This is a genomic window from Pelomonas sp. Root1444 (genome assembly GCF_001426885.1).
Taxonomy (GTDB): domain Bacteria; phylum Pseudomonadota; class Gammaproteobacteria; order Burkholderiales; family Burkholderiaceae_C; genus Pelomonas.
Window position 1 is genome coordinate 224 of sequence record NZ_LMFP01000031.1, and the last position, 3,372, is coordinate 3,595.

A 3,372-nucleotide genomic window follows, 5' to 3' on the forward strand; every position below is an offset into this window, starting at 1 on the left:
ATGGTCGCCGGCGACGATGGGGTTCAGGTAGGTGCCGTTGCCGAGGTCCGCCTTGCGTTGGCCTTCGAGGCCAATACCGAAGCGCGGCGAGGCGAGCGCAGGGGTCACGGTGGCACCCGCGAGCGCGGCCTGCAGGGCCGCGCGACGAGACACCGTCATACCTTGCCTCGCGTCGCTTCGAGCTTGTTGCGGATCTCCAGCATGCGCGCTTCCGTCAGCGGGAAGCGCAGGATGGCGATCAGCGCCAGCACCAGGCCGATGACGGGGATGCCGGACAGCAGGATGCGGATCCAGAAGATGGCCTCCGGCGCCTGCGCGCCCTCCTTGGTGGCGTCGAAGCCGGTGAACTGCAGGATCCAGCCCGAGGCGCCCACGCCGAGCGCGATGCCGACCTTGGAGATCCACGACTGGCAGGCCGAGAACGAGCCTTCGCGGCGTTGGCCGGTCTGGGATTCGTCGTAGTCGACAACGTCGCCGATGGTGGCCGCGTACAGCGTCCAGAAGCCGGCGCCGGTGAAGGCGACGAAACCGCAGGCGAGCAGCTGCAGCGCGGGCATGTCCGGGTCGTACAGCCACCAGTCGCCGATGAAGGCGCAGATGGCCAGCGACAGCACCACGGCCAGGCCGGTGCGCTTGCCCCAGCGGCGCGCAATCCATGTGAAGAACGGAATGCCCGCGAAGCCGAAGGCCATGCCTGCCAGACCCATGGCGGTGTTCCACTTCGTCGCCAGGACGATGTCGCCCTTGCAGACGTAGTAGACGGTGGCGTAGTAGCCCAAGGCGCCCACCATGGCGGTGCCGATGCTGTAGGCCAGCGACATCGTCAGCACGGTGCGAAAGGGCCCGCAGCGCAGCGTGCGCCACAGCGTGTCGGCCAGCGGGATATGGGTCTGCGTGCGCGACACCAGCTTCTCGTAGTAGCGCTCGCGCACCAGCAGGAAGATGGCGATGGACACCGCCACCATGATGGCGCCGAGGATGCTGGTGTAGACCTGGGCGCCGCGCAGGATGTCGGGCTTGCCGTTGGCGTCGTGGAACCAGGACAGCGTCGTGAACTGGGCGGCGAAGAACATCGCCAGCTCGGGGCCCTTCTGGATGGCGTTGCGCACCGCCATGACGCTGGTGCGCTCGTGGTAGTCGGGCGTCATCTCCGCGCCCAGGCTGACCCACGGCATGTTGAAGCAGCTCATGACCGGCACGTAGATGATCATGCTGACCAGCATGAACCAGAAGTACTGCATGTCGGTCCAGCCGCGGCCCACGGCGAACATCAGCGGCAGGCCGACGCCGGCCAGCACGCCGCCGACGAGGATGAAGGGGCGGCGCCGGCCGTACTTCGTGCGGGCGTTGTCGGAGAGCCAGCCGAAGAGGGCGTCGGAGCCGGCGTCGATGACGATCTTGATCGCCTGCACCGTGGAGATCAGCCCCGGTGCGACGCCCAGGAAGATGTTGAAGACCTGGAAGGCCAGCGAGGCGTACAGCCAGTGCCCCCACATGTCGAGGATGGAGCCCAGGCCGAAGCCGATCTTCTGGCGCAGGGGCAGGCGCTCGGTGGCCGTCGGCGCCAACTGCGCCATGTGGAGGGTGCTGGCGTTCACAAAATCCTTCTTGTCCTGATGACGTCGGCGTAATAGCGGGCCGACAACTTGGGCGTGCGGACCTGCGTCTTGAAATCGCAATGCACGATGCCGAAGCGGCGCTGGTAGCCGTCTTCCCATTCGTAGTTGTCGATGAACGACCACAGGAAGTAGCCCTTCAGCGGCACGCCGGCGGCGATGACGCGGTGGGCTTCGCGCAGGTGGCTGCGCAGGTAGTCGCGGCGATGCAGGTCCAGCACCTCGCCGTTGACGACGGGCTCCTCGTCGTAGCCGCAGCCGTTCTCGGTGATGTAGAGCGCCTGGTGACCGTACAACTCATGGCAGAAGCGCGTGCCCCAGTAGATGGACTGCGGCACGAGGCGCAGCCAGGGGCTGTCCGCGCGCGGGTAGTTGACGGGGTGGGGCAGGGCCTCGTAAGCGGCGCCGTTCCTGCCGGCGCGCACGTAGGTGCCGCTGTAGATGTTCAGGCCCAGGAAGTCGGTCGGCAGGCTAATCAGCGCGAAGTCGCCGGGCTGCACGTCGGGCGCATCGGCGCCCACGCGCGCCAGGAAGTTGGCCGTGTACTTGCCGGCGTGGATGGCGCCCAGCACCTGGGCGTTCCGGTCGACGAACCAGGCCCTGGCGGCGGCGATGTCGGCCGGCGTTTCCGTCACGGGCACGGACACCGCGCAGTTGTCGGTCAGGCCCACGACGGCGCCCGCGCCACCGAACTTGCGCACCGCACGCACGCCGTGGCCGTGGCAGAGCAGCGCGTGGTGATAGGTCTGGTTGACGACCTTGTCGCTCTCCTTGCGGCCCGGCGCCTTGCCGCCGGTGCCGTAGCCCAGCAAGGTGAAGCAGAGGATCTCGTTGAGCGTGATCCAGTGCTTCACCTGGCCGGCGAAGGCCTTGACGACGGTGTCGGCGTAGCGGGCGAAGGCGTCCACCGTCACACGCGACGTCCAGCCGCCGCGGTCTTCCAGCGATTGCGGCAGGTCCCAGTGGAAGAGGGTCACCCACGGCTCGATGCCGTGCTTCTTCATGCTGGCGAAGAGGCGGTGATAGAAATCCAGACCCTTCTGGTTGAGCGCGCCGTCGCCGTTAGGGTAGATGCGCGGCCAGGCGATGGACAGGCGGTAGGTCTTGAACCCCAGCGAGGCCATCAGCGCGAAGTCCTCGTCGAAGCGGTGGTAGTGGTCGCAGGCGACGTCGGGCGTGTGGCCCTCGTGCACCTTGCCGGGGATGCGGCTGAAGCGGTCCCACACGGATTCACCCTTGCCATCCTCGAAGGCGGCGCCCTCGATCTGCGCGGAGGCCGCGGCGACGCCGAACACGAAGTCGGGCGGGAAGGGGCTTTCGTAGCTCAGCGCGCCCGGCGCTTGGCGGCGCTGCGGCGTGGCGGCCAGCGACCCGGTGGTCAGTGCCGGCAACGCGGCAGCGGCGAAAAGTTGGCGGCGGCGCAGGGGGCGAAAGGATGTCATCTGGATGGTCCTCGGTTGACCGCATGGCGGGTGGAGGCCCGCTGCGGGACGAAGGAATATAGGGGGCAGGTCCCGCCTGCGCTTGCGGGCCGGGCGCTGCGCCGCCCGCAAGCCGGCCCGCGTTTGACGATGTGCTCGCGGCGCGACGCCGCGGGCATTGCCGTCCCCTCGGGGGACCGGCCAGGCACGACCGCGTTCGGCGCGGCGAGACTGGACGAGGGGCTCACAGGATGCGCCTCTCACGCACGACATCGGCGTAATAGCGCGCCGACAGCTTGGGCGTGCGCACCAGCGTCTCGTAGTCGCAATGCACG

Annotated in this window: 2 protein-coding genes; both read right to left on the reverse strand. The window is 68.2% G+C overall.

What is annotated here, in order from left to right; translation table 11 throughout:
* Positions 1–155 precede the first annotated feature (155 nt).
* Positions 156–1,598: an MFS transporter gene (locus tag ASD35_RS24895; protein ID WP_162254516.1), complete on the reverse strand. Its 1,443-nt coding sequence runs from the start codon at positions 1,596–1,598 to the stop codon at positions 156–158.
* Positions 1,595–3,058, reverse strand: coding sequence for a GH1 family beta-glucosidase (locus tag ASD35_RS24900; RefSeq protein WP_082580440.1), 1,464 nt, complete (start codon positions 3,056–3,058; stop codon positions 1,595–1,597). Before ASD35_RS24900 ends, ASD35_RS24895 begins: the two co-directional genes overlap by 4 nt.
* Positions 3,059–3,372 lie beyond the last annotated feature (314 nt).

Bases quoted from the DNA above. Each gene is read 5' to 3' on its own strand.
- ASD35_RS24900 (WP_082580440.1), bottom strand. From the start codon at position 3,058: ATGACATCCTTTCGCCCCCTGCGCCGCCGCCAACTTTTCGCCGCTGCC.